Origin of the sequence: Vibrio fortis (genome assembly GCF_000695685.1) — a bacterium.
In the GTDB taxonomy this organism is placed as follows: domain Bacteria; phylum Pseudomonadota; class Gammaproteobacteria; order Enterobacterales; family Vibrionaceae; genus Vibrio; species Vibrio fortis_A.
Window position 1 is genome coordinate 29239 of record NZ_JFFR01000009.1, and the last position, 15091, is coordinate 44329.

At 45.9% G+C, this 15091-nt stretch carries 12 protein-coding genes; 6 read left to right on the forward strand and 6 right to left on the reverse strand.

What is annotated here, in order from left to right; all coding sequences use genetic code 11:
- Window positions 1-226: 226 nt before the first annotated feature.
- The gene (locus VFDL14_RS16150; protein ID WP_032550184.1) at window positions 227-1009 is read left to right on the forward strand and encodes an MBL fold metallo-hydrolase; all 783 of its coding nucleotides are present in this window, start codon (window positions 227-229) and stop codon (window positions 1007-1009) included.
- A 122-nt stretch (window positions 1010-1131) separates the two neighbouring features.
- Here the strand turns inward: VFDL14_RS16150 and VFDL14_RS16145 are convergent, their stop codons facing one another.
- Both VFDL14_RS16145 and rimK read right to left on the reverse strand, forming a co-directional pair.
- The gene (locus tag VFDL14_RS16145; RefSeq protein ID WP_032550185.1) at window positions 1132-1557 is read right to left on the reverse strand and encodes an ATP-dependent zinc protease; all 426 of its coding nucleotides are present in this window, start codon (window positions 1555-1557) and stop codon (window positions 1132-1134) included.
- A 64-nt stretch (window positions 1558-1621) separates the two neighbouring features.
- Window positions 1622-2527 carry a 30S ribosomal protein S6--L-glutamate ligase gene (gene rimK, locus VFDL14_RS16140; protein ID WP_032550186.1) on the reverse strand — a complete coding sequence of 302 codons (906 nt, stop codon included), beginning with the start codon at window positions 2525-2527 and terminating at the stop codon, window positions 1622-1624.
- Between the two features lie 604 nt (window positions 2528-3131).
- Here rimK and VFDL14_RS16135 point away from each other — a divergent pair.
- Window positions 3132-4889 (forward strand): SgrR family transcriptional regulator, encoded by a 1758-nt coding sequence (locus VFDL14_RS16135; RefSeq protein ID WP_032550372.1) that lies wholly within the window; start codon window positions 3132-3134, stop codon window positions 4887-4889.
- Here VFDL14_RS16135 and VFDL14_RS16130 read toward each other — a convergent pair whose 3' ends face one another.
- Entirely contained in the window at window positions 4890-6770 is a 1881-nt protein-coding gene (locus VFDL14_RS16130; protein WP_032550188.1) for a methyl-accepting chemotaxis protein, read from the reverse strand.
- Window positions 6771-7105: 335 nt separating this feature from the next.
- Here VFDL14_RS16130 and VFDL14_RS16125 point away from each other — a divergent pair, with 335 nt between their 5' ends.
- The 4 genes from VFDL14_RS16125 to VFDL14_RS16110 all read left to right on the forward strand — a co-directional run bounded on the left by VFDL14_RS16125 (window position 7106) and on the right by VFDL14_RS16110 (window position 11544).
- Window positions 7106-8158: an MBL fold metallo-hydrolase gene (locus tag VFDL14_RS16125; RefSeq protein WP_032550190.1), complete on the forward strand. Its 1053-nt coding sequence runs from the start codon at window positions 7106-7108 to the stop codon at window positions 8156-8158.
- A gap of 197 nt (window positions 8159-8355) precedes the next feature.
- A complete protein-coding gene (locus VFDL14_RS16120; protein ID WP_032550191.1) occupies window positions 8356-8859 on the forward strand; it encodes a DUF6515 family protein in 504 nt (167 codons plus the stop codon).
- 99 nt (window positions 8860-8958) lie between these two features.
- Window positions 8959-10335: a Na+/H+ antiporter NhaC family protein gene (locus tag VFDL14_RS16115; protein WP_032550192.1), complete on the forward strand. Its 1377-nt coding sequence runs from the start codon at window positions 8959-8961 to the stop codon at window positions 10333-10335.
- Between the two features lie 138 nt (window positions 10336-10473).
- Window positions 10474-11544 carry a helix-turn-helix domain-containing protein gene (locus tag VFDL14_RS16110; RefSeq protein WP_084181829.1) on the forward strand — a complete coding sequence of 357 codons (1071 nt, stop codon included), beginning with the start codon at window positions 10474-10476 and terminating at the stop codon, window positions 11542-11544.
- Between the two features lie 20 nt (window positions 11545-11564).
- Here VFDL14_RS16110 and VFDL14_RS16105 read toward each other — a convergent pair whose 3' ends face one another.
- The 3 genes from VFDL14_RS16105 to VFDL14_RS16095 form a co-directional block, all read right to left on the reverse strand.
- Window positions 11565-12578, reverse strand: coding sequence for an alpha/beta hydrolase family protein (locus VFDL14_RS16105; RefSeq protein WP_032550195.1), 1014 nt, complete (start codon window positions 12576-12578; stop codon window positions 11565-11567).
- A gap of 119 nt (window positions 12579-12697) precedes the next feature.
- The gene (locus tag VFDL14_RS16100) at window positions 12698-13087 is read right to left on the reverse strand and encodes a hypothetical protein (protein ID WP_032550196.1); all 390 of its coding nucleotides are present in this window, start codon (window positions 13085-13087) and stop codon (window positions 12698-12700) included.
- A 215-nt stretch (window positions 13088-13302) separates the two neighbouring features.
- Window positions 13303-15015: an RluA family pseudouridine synthase gene (locus VFDL14_RS16095; RefSeq protein WP_032550197.1), complete on the reverse strand. Its 1713-nt coding sequence runs from the start codon at window positions 15013-15015 to the stop codon at window positions 13303-13305.
- Window positions 15016-15091: the final 76 nt, after the last annotated feature.

The window sequence follows — 15091 nt, forward strand, 5'->3', positions numbered from 1 at the left end:
AGGGGCACTTATATAGTCCGAATAACTCAAGCCAACAAATCAGGTTGTTTGTCGTGACGATAACCGAAAGTATGCAGGTGTAATTTTAGTGACATTGTCACTTTTATTGGGGCGTTCGCTGTTGATTTCGTGTGGAATGACAGCCTTATTTAACAAAATGATCACATTTTTGGGTGGTTTTGCTATTGTATAGGTCTGACCAGTTAGCAGTAAACAAGGAGTCGTTTTGCAACTGCACACCATTAAAGGGTATATCCAAGACATGTATTTGGTGGAGTACCCTGATCGTTTGTTATTGCTTGATGGCGCATGCCGAGCAGACATCCCACATCTAAAGTCCTTTATCGAACAAGACCTTGGGCGTGATTTCTATGACTTACACACTGTTGTGGTGACGCACATGCATCCAGATCACGCAGGTGCGGCACATAAACTGCGAGCATTAACGGGTTGTAAGTTGGTGTCCGCCGACCGGGAGTTCGACTGGTACGCACGTTGGGACGGAATGCTGATGCATCTGACGGATTTGGCGTTGGCACGTTGGATGGCAAATCGGCTAGGTAGGCCTAAAGCCAATCTTTGGTACTCACGTAAGCTAAAGCCAGATTATAAGTTGTCGGATGGTGAGACTATTCCCGGTTTTGAGGATTGGGTAGTATTGGAAACTCCAGGTCATACAGACAGAGATTTGTCTGTTTACTGCTCATCTGAGCGCTTGGCGTACGTGGCGGATTTGATGGTGGAAGTGAAACAGAAGTTGATTCCCCCATTCCCTATCTTTCACCCCAATAAGTACCGTCAATCGGTAGAGCGGATCTACGATCTGCATCTGGATACCTTGCTGGTGGCACATGGCGGGCAGGTGGCTTTCGATCAACCTGCATTTGAGCATTTGTTGGTAAGTGCACCACGTAGGCCTGTGACTCATTGGCGCGTGACTAAAATTAAATGCAAGAGTTTGCTGAAGTCGATTTGGCGGTTTGGCTTTATCGATAAAAAGAAATCCTAAAAGACAAAGGCCAGTCATTATGACTTGCCTTTGTGTAGGACGAGTAGCAAATTATACAAGCGTATTCGGCAAAATAGCTTATTTGGACTCTGTGTAAATTACGGCTTCGCGTAAGAGCAGGATCAGTTCAGTAAGAAAGACTCACTTGGGTCAACAATCACTTTATTACTCATACCCTGACGCCCTAAAAGCATCATGTAAGTCATGTCTTGACGGTTACTCAACGTTAGGTCGATCAGCCATTGCTGGCCACCCATACGTAGTAGCGTTTCAATCACACAGCGTGTCTCTACTTCACCATTTGAAGACTTGATCTTCTTGCTCGCTTTTAACTTCGCGGTGCAACGCACGGTCTCTTCTAGGTGGTACACGTCTGGGTGTAGATCGAATTCAACGTAACGTTGCCCATCTTCTTTAAAGCAAAGTAGGTTGTCTACGTGTAGAGAAGAGGTTTTTGCCCCTGTGTCTACGCGCGTGTGCAATCCTGTTATCCCTAACTCAGGTAAGCAAAGTGCTTCAGTGTTCCCTATGATCATTTTGTTGTTCATAATTATTCCAATCATCAGTTAACGGCTTACATGGTCATCTTAACCGTTTAAATTATTTCTAATATCAGCCTTTACCGCGAGTACGGTTTGCATTTGGTTTTGCATTCTTTTCGATGAATTCGAAAATCATGTCAGCAACATCTTTGCCAGTTGCTTTCTCGATACCTTCTAGACCTGGAGAAGAGTTCACTTCCATTACCACAGGACCATTCTTAGATTGTAGGATATCGACGCCGCATAGGTTTAGGCCCATGATTTTTGCTGCGTTGATCGCCGTTGCACGCTCTTCTTTAGTTAGTTTAACCAGTTGAGCAGTACCGCCACGGTGTAGGTTAGAGCGGAACTCGCCTTCACCTGCTTGACGTTTCATTGCTGCAATCACTTTGTTACCTACCACAAAGCAACGGATGTCTGCGCCTTTTGCTTCTTCAATGAACTCTTGAACTAAGATGTTCGCTTTTAGGCCCATGAATGCTTCAATTACGCTTTCTGCTGCTTTGTTGGTTTCAGCCAACACCACACCGATACCTTGAGTACCTTCAAGCAGTTTGATCACCAAAGGTGCGCCACCCACGTTTTTGATCAGATCTTGGATCTTGTCAGGACGGCTAGCGAAGCCAGTTTTTGGTAGACCCACACCTTTACGAGACAAAAGCTGCAGTGAGCGTAGTTTGTCGCGAGAGCGGCTGATCGCTACTGATTCATTGATACAGAAAGTGCCCATCATTTCGAATTGACGAACAACCGCAGTACCGTAGAAGGTAATGGAAGCGCCAATACGTGGGATCACTGCGTCGTATTGAGGCAGTTCTTCACCCATGTAGCGAATCTTCGGATTGTTACTCGCGATATCTATGTCACAGTGCAACGTGTCGATAACATCGACCTGGTGACCACGAGCTTCTCCTGCCTGCTTTAGACGAGCGGTAGAGTATAGATTTTCGTTGCGAGAAAGAATTGCGATACGCATGGCGTTTCCTTAGTAAATACCTGATTGGTATGTGCAAATTAGTAAGTTGTTTTTAGGTCCTCGGTCTATTTCCTGAGGCTCCTTGTTTGCTTCGGGGCGAACCTTAAGGCTTTTCGAACAACTAAGAAAACGAATTAAATTTGTCGAGTCGACAACAGAAATTTATGAAGGGTTCGAGTTATTGGTACATAAGGGATGCGGGGGCTTTTGAGGGGGGAAAGCGAGTCGAAACCAAACTCTGATTGGGTGTAGGAGCTGTTTAAGTGGCGTTCGACTCGCATAACTTAGCGAGGAAATGTGTACTCGTTAGTGGATCAACATAGCTCTAAAAGTGCACGAAGCGCTTCTTTTTCAAGCTGACTGTTCGTACGTAAAAACTGAGATAAATAGTATTTTCTCATGGCATATCACCTTCATCAGATAGGTTGGTGTTTGGCACTGGGCTACTTGTTTGTGTAAAGCCATTTTTATCGATAATGGGGAAGTAATAAACAGACGGTTTATTTTTACGTTGTTCCTGTTTTTGGGTAAAGTGGCAGATTTATTGCTGAAAAGCTCTATAATTGAGCTTATTAGGAAAACGAGTGAAACGAAGGTTCTGATTTTGTCTGATGTAAATATGATGCGTTACTACGCAAGGCTGACCTCATTTGATGCCAATACCCCACATGCGGTCACCTTGGCTGAATTGGCCGATTTGATGTTTACCAGTGTTAGACACGCACGAACCTTGCTCGGGCGAATGCATCAGGCGCAATGGGTAGTGTGGGAACCCAAAGCCGGTAGAAACCAGCGTTCTAATCTAACTCTGCGCTACGATGTGCAAGGGCTTAATCGGCATATTGCGAGTAAATTGATCGCCGAAGGTAAGTATGAAAAAGCGTTGGCGGTACTTGACGACGACCGCACCGTGTTTGGTTCCTTGCTACAAGAGACATCCGGTGCAACCTTACGTCAAGGGTTACTGCACGTTCAACTGACTTATAAGCGTCGATTTGAAGCGCTCTTCCCCCACCATGTTCACCGTAGCAGTGAGCGGTTTTTGCTAAGGCAAGTATTCAGCTGTTTGGTTAGTTGCAGCAGTGATGGGGTACTCAAACCCGAGCTAGCGCATCACTGGGATTACAACGGTGAGACTCAGACTTGGACCTTCTATCTTCGCCCCGGTTTAACCTTCCATAACGGACAGCTTATCGATGGTGAGCAATTGGTGCTGTTGTTTGAGCAACTGAAAGCGCACTCGTTCTATCAATCAGAGCTAGAGCATGTTGAACAAGTCTACAGTGACCAACCGCTTCGTCTTTGCTTTAAGCTCTCCAAAGCGGACACTGGTTTTGCGGGCTTATTAGCTGGTGTTAAATACTCCATTCAACCCGCAGCGCAACTGCAAGGGCTGATTGCTCCAAATATCGTAGGCAGTGGGCCATTTATAATTGCGGAGCATGATGCAGAGCGTATTAAGTTGAAAGCGTTTGAGCACTTTTTCAGTACGCGTTCGCTTACGGATGAAGTGACGATTTGGCAATTTGAAGAAGAGCTCGCCAAAGTCACTAACTTCGACCAGAGTGAAATTCAGGTGGCCCCAGAGGAGGATGCGTCGTGCTTCCATCAGCTTGGCCGAGATGTGAATGCAACCGAAACAGACGAACAATACAGTCGTGTCGAAGATGGCTGTTTATTCGTGTTGTTCAACCACAATGCATCACAGCAAATGTTGACCATTGAGCAAAGAAAGTTTCTCGCCGATTGCTTTAAGCCGAGCTTGGTACACGAGCAGTTAGAGTTGAATCGCGGCATGTTCGGTTTGCAGCATGCTAAGAACATTTTACCTAGCTGGAGCCCAGTGTATCGCATGCCAAACTCGCCTTGTGCGTTGCCACGTAAACTCACCATCGCAGTTTATGATTACTACGCCCTGTATCGCTGTGCTGTGAGTATCGCTGACCTACTGAGATTTCAAGGTGTCGAAGTTGAGGTTAATACTTATAGTTTCCGCGATTTGACCCAGCGCTCGCAAGTCAATCAGCTCAATGAAGACCTTATTCTGTGTAACCTGAATCTCGATGACAATGCCCCATCTTCTCTCTTTTCATGGTTGATGAATGATCCTGTTCTGCATTCAGCTCTCGGACAACAGAGCAGCGAATGGCTGAAGTTGCAGCTCGATCAACACAAAGCATCGGTCGAGCTGGAAGATTACCTAGAGCGTCTTGAGCCAATTGCGACTAGCCTAGTCACTGACTACTGGCTGTTGCCGTTGTTCCATCATCTTCAAACGGTGAGGTTCCAAGGTATTCTCAAGAACGTAGCCATCACCAACTGGGGATGGCCAGAGTTTAAGGATGTGTGGTCGGTCGATTAGCTAGCACTTAAATTGAGAGACCAAACTTGTTAGGTGCGCCGCTTTATCTCTTAAGTGAGTGCACTCTTGCGCGGTCTTCTCAACCATCATATCGTTCTCGCGAGCAATCTCTGAGATACCTGAAATATGAGGTGATATTTCGTTGATCACATTCGATTGCTCTCCTGTCGCTGAAGCTATCTGGATATTCATCGCATTCATCTCATCCACACTCAGAGAAATAGTGGACAGCTGTTGCTCTGAGTTGGAAGCTTCACTTTTACACTTCACTCCCAGTTGAGTGCTGGCTTCAATCGCATCCACGGCTTGTTGGGTACGCTGTTGGAGCTGATCGATAATTCCACGTATCTCTTCGGTAGAAGCCTGGCTGCGTGACGCGAGCGTTCTGACTTCATCAGCAACCACTGCAAAGCCTCGACCTTGTTCTCCCGCTCGCGCCGCCTCAATTGCCGCATTCAATGCAAGTAGGTTAGTCTGTTCCGATACTCCATTGATGACATCAAGCACGGTATCGATTGAGTTGGCATCGTCAGCGAGTTGGTCGATGATTGAAGTGGTATCGCTCAGTTGTTGATTCATGTGCTCGATGCTTTCGGAAGTAACCGACACGGACTCTTGACCTATGTTGATCGCGTTGGATGCGCTCGTGGCACTGTCGGCTGCGACATTGGCATTCTGTGCGATCTCATCTGAGCTTGCGCCCATCTCATGAATAGCGGTCGCGACTTGTTCTATCTGGCTAGTTTGTTGTTTCAGGTCTTGCTCCATCGATTGAGCCATGTGGTCCACACTTTTAATCGATTCTGATATCTGTTTGCCGGTATTGGATACATCGGTTAGTAGGTGACTCAAATACTCGACAAACTGGTTGTAGCCACTGGCAATTTGACCGATTTCATCATGACGTGAATCGTCTAAGCGGCGCGTAAGATCGCCACCCCCTTTACCAATTTGTTGAAGAAGCTCGGCAACCTCGACGAAAGGAAGTAGTAATTTGTTGGTTGCCCAAGCGGCGATAGGGGTATAGATAACCGCAATCAACAGCGCCATGAAAATGATGGTTTGACTGAAGCCGTTAAGCTCTTCTAAAACATCGGCTTTAGGGATCTGAGTGATCAGCGTCCATCCAGTTCCAGGCATTGTTCTCGAACCTAATATTTGTGCTTTGTTGTTGATGGTACTTTCAGTCACAACTGTGTTTGTTTGGGCAAGTAACTGCGTTGGGTTAACACCTAACTCTTCAAGGGATGTCCCTACTAAGTTTGGAGTGGGGTGAACCTTGATCACCCCCTGTTGATCAACGAGATAAACAATACCTCCTTTACCAACACTGTAGTGACTGATTAATTGAGTAACACTCTCCAGTGTTAATCCAATGCCTGCCACACCAACACGTTTGCCCTCTTTAATGACTGCATAGTTAACAAATAGGGTAGGGGTGCCCGTTGCCCCATCAATATCAAGAGAAAGCTCAAACGGCTGGTTTGATTGAATAAATTGATAGAACCACTGATCGTTACTTTCGCTTTGCGACACTGTTTTTAAAACGCCATTGTGAGTGTGGTACGCCCCCGTTTCTAATGACACAAAGTACGCACTGATGGCATTGAACTCATTTTTGATCGTTGTGAGATAGTTACTTAGGTCTCCTGTCGATGCAGACCTAGAGGTGATTAGCGGAGACAGGGCCATCATTTTAGACGCAAGAATTGGCGTCTCTAATTTGAGGCTGATTTCATTACCAACTTCGCCTAACAATGCCGGGAGTTCTCTATCGAATGTTCTGTCGATCAAAATCGATCGACTTGATTGAAACGAGTAAATGCCCATCAGGCTGATAATGGAAAGCGCTGCGATGATCGTCGCTAAGATCGCTTTCATTCGTATAGTGAGGTTCAATTTAGACTCCTTTCCAAAACTCTCGGCTCATCACTTGTAAAGTAAATGTTAATTAAAACTTGACCTTTAGGTCAATAAATCAATCCTGGAAGTGAGAGTTGAGCGATATTTATACAGCCATGCCTTAACTTTGAACCGTATAGGTTATCTGAGTAGTAATTTTAACCATATGATTTAATTTGAATTTTAAGTTATTGATGAAAATAGTACCAATAAAATTACACTCAGCGGTTTACTTTTTGCGATTTAAAGGTAAACTCATCGGTGTAGTTTACTTTTGGCTCGACGACCCAGAGCAAAAACAAACTGAGAATTAAATGAAAAAATATCTATTACCGATTGTAGGAGTACTTGCCGTGGCAGCGACTGTAACCGCATATTCAAATTCAAGTGAGAAGCTTGATAACTTGCCTAAGAAGTTTGCGAACAGCGAGCTTGAATACAAATCAGGTATGTCAGATATCTTCTCTATCCTTAAAGCTTACGTCACTGTAGAACGTAAAGAGCCTGTGCCAAAAACGGCATTACCTTTGATGACGATGACCAAAGCGCAGCTGGTTGAAGAGCAAGAAGACGTTGTCTACCGTTTAGGCCATTCAAGTATTGCGATGAAGCTGGATGGAAAATTGGTCATGATGGATCCTGTCTTTAGCGATCGTGCATCTCCAGTACAATGGATGGGGCCAAAGCGTTTCCACCCAACACCAATTTCAATCGAACAACTGCCTGATGTCGATGTGGTAGTGATTAGCCACGACCATTATGACCATTTGGACAAAGCAGCAGTAACCTCGCTAGCGCAAAAAGTGGAAACTTTCCTCGTGCCGTTACGAGTAGGTGCAATCTTGGAAAAATGGGGTGTCGAGAAAGAGAAAATCGTTGAGCTGAACTGGTGGGAGTCTGCAACTGCAGCAGGTATTGATTTTACTTTGACACCGACTCAACACTTCTCTGGCCGTGGTTTACTCGATCGCGACCAAACCCTTTGGGGCAGCTGGGTGATAGAGGGTAGCGATAAGAAAGTTTTCTTTAGTGGTGACTCTGGTTACTTTAATGGCTTTAAAGAGATCGGTGAACGATTCGGCCCTTTCGATCTCACTATGATTGAAACCGGTGCTTATAACTCACTGTGGGCGGATATTCACATGTTCCCAGAGCAGAGTGTTCAGGCTCACATCGACCTAAAAGGTAAGGTGATGATGCCAATTCACAACAGTACCTTTGATTTATCCATGCATGATTGGCAAGACCCGCTTGAGCAAGCATCTTCTATCAGTAAAGAACGTGGTGTAGAGATCACCACACCGATCATTGGTGAGCGTCTACAACTAGCGGGGACGGCAGAAACCAAAGCGTGGTGGAAGCTGTAACTGCGTCTAAAATGACGGGCAGTAAGAAAACCGCTGCAAGTGATTATTAAGTATTTAAGCCACCGATTGGACTCAGTCGGTGGCTTTTTTGTATCGAGAGTCATAGCGCGTCTCTTTACGCACCTTTACGTTTGCTTTACGTAGGCTGATATTCGGATTGATAAAATGAACAGATGATTTAGTTCTTGGTGATCATTATGTTTAAAGCTCAAGCTGTAAGAGGCGCAACCCTAATTCTGGTAACGGCAGGTCTTATTTTCCCTTTGTCTGCAACCGCGAAACCTCACCCGGTTTACAAGCCGTCTAAGAAGATTGTGGTGGTTAAACCTGTTTATCGACCAATCAAAAAAGTGCCGAAACATCGCAGTTACTACTATTACAAAATGCCAAAGCACACGAGTTATATTGTGTTGGCTGGCATCAGCTATGCGGTGATTGATAATGTCTATTACAAACGCAGTGGCGATCAATACATCTATATTGAAAACCCACCCGTGACTTCATCGTCGACGTCGATTACTACAACGACCACAACCACGTCCTCATCCTCAAACTCGGATGTTGGTAGCTTGGTTGATAAGCTACCTTCAGGTACTACAACCGTAACCATTGATGACGCAACCTTTTATGTGAAGGGCGGTGCTTGGTATGCTCCAATTGCGGGCAGTAAACAATTTGTTATCGTTGAGCCCCAGCTATAGCGTAAATCTACTTAAAATTGGACATTTAGACGTCTAGACGTTGACAAGTCCCAAGGGTGAGATTAGTCTTCGCCCTCCTGTTCTATAGTAGTTTGTTCCATGTCTAATTCTAAACACTCAAATGCGCAAATCGCTCCGAGTGCGGTTGCGCTGATCCCGCTCATTATCTTTCTTGCTCTGTTCATCGGAGTCGGGAGTTATCTCTCTTATCAAGGCGTTGATTTTGCGTTCTATCAGCTGCCAGCGCCTATCGCGACACTGCCGGCGATTATGGTTGCTTTGCTGATCAGCAAAGAGAAGATCAACCGAGGCATCGAGCATTTTATGCGTGGTGTAGGACACCCAGATATCGTCGCCATGTGTATGATCTACCTACTAGCAGGCGCATTCGCAGCGGTGGCTAAAGCATCGGGTGGTGTAGACGCGACGGTTAACCTTGGCTTGTCTGCGATTCCAACAAGTATGATTCTGCCGGGGATCTTTTTGATCTCAGCATTCATTGCAACTGCGATGGGTACGTCAATGGGTACGATTGCGGCGGTTGCGCCAGTTGCTCTTGGTATTGCCGACTCTTCTGGAATGAGCCTTTCACTGACGGCTGGCGTGGTACTGAGTGGCGCAATGTTCGGCGATAACTTGTCGATTATCTCTGATACCACAATCGCGGCGACGCGTTCTCAGGGCTGTGAGATGCGTGATAAGTTCAAAGAAAACATCCGTATCGCTCTACCCGCAGCGTTAATTGCAATCGTTATTTTTGCGATGAACAGCACAGCAACGCAAGTGCCGGACACGGGTGATATCGAGTGGCTTAAAGTAATGCCTTACATGGCGATATTGGTGTTCGCTGTCTCTGGGATGAATGTATTCGTTGTGTTGACCATCGGTATCCTGTTAGCAGGCTGTGTGAGCCTAGTGGGTGTCGATAGCTACAGCTTGACGGACTACGCACAAGATATCTATTCAGGCTTTGGTAACATGCAAGAGATCTTCTTGTTGTCGATGCTGATTGGTGGTCTGAGTGAGCTGATGCGCCGTCAGGGTGGCCTAGCTTACCTGACTAATCTAGTGAGCAGTGTGATTCGTGCCTTTGGCTCTAAACACTCTAAGCAAGCCAATGGGCGTGCTAGTGAACTGGGCATTGCCGGTTTGGTTTCAATGGTGAATGCGTGTACTGCAAACAACACAGTGGCGATCATTGTATCGGGTAGTGTCGCTCGCCAACTGGCAGAAGAGAATGACGTTTCACCTCGTCGTGCAGCGAGCTTGTTGGATATTTTCTCATGTGTGGTTCAAGGCGTTCTGCCATATGGTGCCCAGGTTTTATTGCTGGGGTCTGTTTTTAACCTTTCGCCACTAGAGATCGTATCGCACTCTTTCTACTGTTTTGCTTTGGCTATCGTGGCGGTGATTGCTGTGTTTATCAAACATCCGGCGCGCCAAGCTGCTCAATCTAATGGCAGTTACTCAAATTAAGTGACAATTGAATTCAAACGAAGGCTCCTTGATGGAGCCTTTATTACATATGGTGAATGGATTACCATGAGCTCAAGTTGTCAACGCTATCTAGCTGCGGCAAAAACTGCGTAATTTGTTATTAACACTGGAATTTTGATGCTCGCCATTCCCTTACCATTTGTCACTGCGCTGTTGTTATTGATGACAGGTGTACTGCTTCGATGCCGTTACCCACAAACCAGTCAAAAGCCATTTTGGTTTATCATTCTGTGCGCATTAATGGTGACGATGGTGGGACTACGATGGACAGTAGACATTGCGCTGTTTCGCTTCTTGCAACCTATTCTTGGTGCGAGTGTTCCCGTGGCAGCTTGGCTCTGTTTTGCGGGAGCTCATCGAAGTCAATCTAGCCTACATTTTCATTGGCTAGGCCCTGTTGCTGTTTTAGTTGGCTCACTCTTTTATGAGTATGTCTGGGCGGGAACTCTTGATGTATTGCTGATCTTACTCTATCTAGGATATGGCAGTTTGCTGTTGAAGTCGTCGTTGTGCGTACCAGAACAAGTGCGGCTAACCGATGTACTGAAAGTGTTGGTTGCTGAACGAGTTGCAGGTGCAATGCTGCTGTTCTCCGCTTTGGTTGATAGTGCACTCTCTTACGACATTTTGCTGTTGAATGCACAGCACACTAACCTGATCTTATCGATTAGCTACCTTGTTCTTATTCCAGCCGTTGTTTCCGCCGTGATGGTGGTTAGTATGAGCACACCTGCTGAAGAAAATAATAAGCATACTCAGACCTCAACTTCCATGTCACAACGCATTTCTGAAGAGGGTGATACATCAACCACATCAGTGAGTCGTATAGGTGACGACCAAGCTGAAGAAATCGTGCAGATTATGGCTAAGTTCGATGCATTAATGAGAGATCACCAAGTATTCAAGGATCCTGATCTGTCTCTCAATCGCTTGGCACGAAAGTTAGGCATTCCTGCTCGCAAGATATCGTCTGCGGTTAATCAAACTCACCAACAGAACATTTCGAAGGTGATTAACGCTTATCGAATTGAGCATGCTAAGATTCTTCTTATACAAACTGATGACGCGATAACTGAGATCTTCCTAAACTCAGGTTTTCAGACCAAGTCTAATTTTAATAGGGAGTTTTCTAGGATAACTGGGCAAACTCCGAGTGAGTTTCGAAGTTCACCACAAGTGTTAGATTGATTGTGTTTGCTTTTTGTTTATCAATTTAGAAAGCGAGTGATGTCATTGATGAACAGTTGATGTAACTGGTCGCGTGATATCCCAACGCCATCTTCACAAATAATGCCATCGCCTGGCACTTCTTCATTCAGTAGTGGTATAGCACCGGGTTTACAGCCTTGAATGAAACTAAAATGGGTCGCTTTTTCATAGACTTTGTACCGTCTTACATTCAGAGGAATGTGCTCAGCAATGTAGCCAGACTCTAATGCTTGAGGAAGATCTCCAATGTCGACCCCAGCTGCCAGTATCAAGGTGGGCACTTTGATGTCTTTTAAGCTGCCGACTGAAAAGCTACGCGCAAGCCCTAAATCAAGGCTAACGACACGTTGAATTCGAGGGTCTGAAAGGTCTTTTTTGTTTGGCTCTTTATCCTGAATTTTGTCTAGCCCTAGCTCTTCAGTAAGCCCACAAGTTCGTGGGTTGGGGTATGCCTGACAATTGGTCTCAAAAGTTGCTCTATCTATTTTCGCTCCCGCCAATTGCATCACAGTCCAACCACCTAACGAATGCCCGATAGCGGTAACATTGTCGACGTTTGTTGATTGCTTCCATGGAGTTTCGGATAACACGTAGTCCAGAATACGTGATACATCTCGTGGCCTGTCCCACCATTTCGCTGCTTGTTTTGGGGATTGGTCGAAAGAGGTGGTTCCCGGATGGTCAACGGCTGCCACGATGTAGCCACGACTCGCAAGTTTGGTCGCTAACCAGTTTTGGTTCCGCCAATTTCCTCGATAGCCGTGTGATAACAGCACCACAGGAAAAGTGCCTGATTGAACCTCTCCATCCTTAATGACTTGCGTGCCGATGAAGGCGGGGTTATCGCCAATCAAGGTTGTGTCCGATACATCTTGTGTGGGATACCAAATGGAAGTGTTTAGCGGGCGATTAGGGTCCTCAGTTAAGGTGACTTGAGTGAATCCGACATCAAACGCGACGGCTGAATTGCAAAGGAAAAGTAGGGATGTGAACAGTAAATGTGTCCATTTCATGGTATTAACTCCAATTGAGGTGATTGGAGCCAATATGCGGTGAGGCTAGGCTTCACGCGACCTCAAACACGATCGAGGACGCCCTAAATCGTGTTTGATTACTGAGTCTAGCGATTAGGTTATGCTTGTCTTCTTTTTGGGCGCTTCTCTACCAATCCGTTTCTCTCTAGGCCACGTCTTACGCTGCTGCACAACTTACCAAAACGACGCAGCTCTTCGAAGTTGGGCCCTTGTCCCATTGAAATTTTGTGCTCCCAGTACATTATCTCCATGTCGACCATTTCGAGTAATTTCTTAGAACAACCCGTGCAATTCCCTTTTGGCCCGCAGATAAATGTTTCTGGCTCATACAAAGGGAGTTCGTTTTTCACTTCTTCAATCAAATTCAACATGGCCGAATTGAGGTCCGGTTTCTTGGTCTTTATTGGCTTTACGTTTGTCGGTGCTTGCGCAGTGATCAAAGAGGGCGTCGGTGTGTTTGGAGATAAATTCAAAGCAGCTGATGACATATCAAAGGCCTCAGGGAAGGAAGAAGGTGGGCATGCTACGGATAATGAAAAAACGAATCTTGATGTAGTGCAATAAGCTTAGCGATATATCCCAAAGGGGTAGATAAAACAGAGGAGAAAAGGTTAGCGAGAGGCTCGAAAAAAGGAGTCACAGGTGTTGTGACTCCTTCTTTAGAATAGTGAAGTTAGCGATCGCAACTTACTCGAGATAGCCCTTAGAATTCGGCATCGAATTGGAACGTCATCCATTCATTGGTAATTGGGTGACTCAAACACAGCTTCTCAGCGTGAAGGTGAAGTCTGTCCGCCTTATGCCCATAAAGAACATCTCCGACGATCGGCATATTCAAGCCTTCCTCATGAGAACAGTGCACTCTCAACTGATGAGTACGACCTGTTTTCGGATGGAGATAAACCTTGGTTTTGCCATCACGACGCTCAATCACTTCCCATTTAGTTTCTGCAGGCTTGCCATGCTCATAGCAGACGATCTGACGTGGACGATCGTAAAGGTCACCGCGCAACGGCAAACGGATGTAGCCTTCATCTTGTTCTAGATTGCCTTCAATCAGAGCGACGTAACGCTTTTCAACTTCACGAGTAATGAACTGCTTCTGTAGGCTCTTGTTTGCACGACGAGTCAATGCAAAGACCAGTATTCCAGAGGTTGCCATGTCTAGGCGGTGTATAACGAAAGGCCCTTCAACATCAGGATGCATTTCCTGCACGCGAGTATAGGCGGAGTCTTTGATGGTTTTTCCCGGTACTGACAAGAATCCAGATGGCTTGTGCACCACAACGATGTGTTCATCTTGAAATAGAATATCTAGCTCTTTGCCCTCTGCTGGGTTCTCGAGTAACGGGTTTGGATCGACTTCTAGCCCTTTCATCATGTGACCCAAGATCGGTACACATTTACTTTGACAAGACGCGTAGTATTTCTTGTGTTTACGCACCTCTGATTTCGGTGAGCGCCCCCACCAAAACTCGGCCATAGCCAATGGTGTATAACCATGTAGGTAGGCGTATTGCAGCATCTTAGGCGCGGCACACTCCCCAGAGCCCGCTGGTGGTACAGGGTTAGTCAATGGCGCGAAGATATGGTTTAGATCTTCCGTTTTTCCTTCAGCATTTAGAAACGCGTATTGAGCGAAAAGCTTATGCTGCAACTGATGAGAGATAGTTGCGCGTTGCTCTTTTAGTTGATCCAGTTGCTCGGTATAGACATCAATTTTCGATTGCAGTTCAGCCAGACGTTTTTCCCAAGCGAGCTTAAGGTGCTTTTGTTGGTTCTTGTCTGCAACGCTCGCTTTACCAAGCTCAATACTTAGCTGTTCAAATTCGGTTTCATCGAGCTCTAGCTTACCTTGTTCGCGCTGTTGTTTACGGATCTTACGACCTTCGATGACCTTTTGGCGCTGGGCTTCGTTCTCTTGTCCCGCTTGCGCTTTGTTTTGCGCCATTTGCTCACACAGTGCTAAGTAGGTCTCATCTGATTTCAGTGCTTTGTATTTTGCATTCACCGCCATCATGTCGGCTGTATCTTGATGGAAGAAGCTCTCGCTGTTCAACATATCAAACACTGGTGGCACGAAGTGCGGCAACAGGTTTTGGTCAGCGATCTTGCCAGAGAATGCAGAAAAGTAGCCGATTTCACCTTGTGGGCTGCGAACGATAAGCACCCCAAACATTTTGCCACGGCCTTCTTCCGATTTTAGACCGAAATCGTGGTGCCAATCGGTTTGTGTTTCCAGATGAGCCTGAAGCTGCTCAGAGGCCAGCTCACAAAGAGGGTGGGGCTCGTAATAAAAAGGAAACGTAAAACGTTCTGGAAGCGCGTATGACTCAATCGATTGGTTGAATCGGGTAAAGCAGTTTTCAGGTGTGTGTAGAAATTCTGAAGCGTGCGAAGAAGTCGATGAGTGCATAGTGTGTCTTTTTATCTAATGGATGAAATCGCAGGGAGTTCGATGTTAGGCGGCCGATTCTACTCCTTATCGATAC

Bases quoted from the DNA above. Each gene is read 5' to 3' on its own strand.
- VFDL14_RS16145 (WP_032550185.1), bottom strand. From the start codon at position 1,557: ATGAACAACAAAATGATCATAGGGAACACTGAAGCACTTTGCTTACCT.
- rimK (WP_032550186.1), bottom strand. From the start codon at position 2,527: ATGCGTATCGCAATTCTTTCTCGCAACGAAAATCTATACTCTACCGCT.
- VFDL14_RS16130 (WP_032550188.1), bottom strand. From the start codon at position 6,770: ATGAAAGCGATCTTAGCGACGATCATCGCAGCGCTTTCCATTATCAGC.
- VFDL14_RS16125 (WP_032550190.1), top strand. From the start codon at position 7,106: ATGAAAAAATATCTATTACCGATTGTAGGAGTACTTGCCGTGGCAGCG.
- VFDL14_RS16120 (WP_032550191.1), top strand. From the start codon at position 8,356: ATGTTTAAAGCTCAAGCTGTAAGAGGCGCAACCCTAATTCTGGTAACG.
- VFDL14_RS16115 (WP_032550192.1), top strand. From the start codon at position 8,959: ATGTCTAATTCTAAACACTCAAATGCGCAAATCGCTCCGAGTGCGGTT.
- VFDL14_RS16110 (WP_084181829.1), top strand. From the start codon at position 10,474: ATGCTCGCCATTCCCTTACCATTTGTCACTGCGCTGTTGTTATTGATG.
- VFDL14_RS16105 (WP_032550195.1), bottom strand. From the start codon at position 12,578: ATGAAATGGACACATTTACTGTTCACATCCCTACTTTTCCTTTGCAAT.
- VFDL14_RS16100 (WP_032550196.1), bottom strand. From the start codon at position 13,087: ATGTCATCAGCTGCTTTGAATTTATCTCCAAACACACCGACGCCCTCT.
- VFDL14_RS16095 (WP_032550197.1), bottom strand. From the start codon at position 15,015: ATGCACTCATCGACTTCTTCGCACGCTTCAGAATTTCTACACACACCT.